Below are 879 nucleotides of genomic sequence, written 5' to 3'. Positions count from 1 at the left end.
TCGTCGATGTCCTCGGCGGCGATCATCGCGACCATGCGGTCTTGGGCGGTGGCCAGACGGTCTTGGGTGGCGCGTTCCTGCTCGACGGCGGCCATCTTCGCCGCCAGCTGCGGGGTTACCTCGGCATCGATGGTGACGTGCCCGCCGTCGAGGTCGACGTGCACACCCCAGCGCTGCCGGATGTGCCCGGCCAGTTCCACCGACGCGCGGCGGGCAGCCTCGGAGTCTTCCGACCAGGTCACCGCCTCACGTAGCGCGGCGGCGATTTCGTTGCGCGAGAGCCGATCCCAACCCTTCCGGCGCAGCGCTTCCAGACCTTTCTCGGCCGCCTTGCGCTCGGCGGCGACCTGGGCGGCGTGCTCGCGGCGGGCCTTCTCCTCCCGCATCTGCATGGCCTCGATGGCGGCGCGGCGGGCGGTGATGCCGGCCGTGGCTCGGTTCATCACCTCCTGCATCAGTGCCCGCAGCATCACCGCGAACTGGCTGCCGATCCGGTCGAGGGTTTCGTCGTGGTGCTGCTGGACGGGGGTGTGCAGGCCGGACAGGTTGAGGGTGGAATTTCCGGTCATCAGAGAACCTCCATCAGGGGTGGGTGCCGAGATCGCCGCCGTCGCGGCGATCTCCTGCGCGAAAGGGACGGCTCCGGCCTCCGGCCGGGCCGCGGAAGTGATCGGGGTGCGGTAGTCCAGGCCCGCAACCGGTTCCAGCTCGCCGAGTTCGTAACCGGCGGCGAAGTGATCGCCCAGGTCCTTGCCGTCGGCGGCCTGCACGATCCGGACCTCGCCCACCAGGCCGGTCAGGGACTCGGCGACCCGGTAGGCGTGGCGGTAGCCGGGGGCATCGCGGTCGGCGATGACCACCACGCGCCGAGCACCTTTG

The 879-nt window shown here is 70.5% G+C and carries 1 pseudogene; it reads right to left on the bottom strand.

Going from position 1 to position 879, the window contains the following annotated elements:
• Positions 1-863, bottom strand: a pseudogene (locus tag A5780_RS13285) (hypothetical protein); the annotation flags it as partial.
• Between the last annotated feature and the right edge of the window lie 16 nt (positions 864-879).

Source organism: Nocardia sp. 852002-20019_SCH5090214 (assembly GCF_001665865.1).
GTDB lineage: Bacteria > Actinomycetota > Actinomycetes > Mycobacteriales > Mycobacteriaceae > Nocardia > Nocardia nova.
The sequence above is the reverse complement of the archived record's forward strand: the minus strand, read 5'-3'. Positions and strand labels throughout refer to the sequence as shown.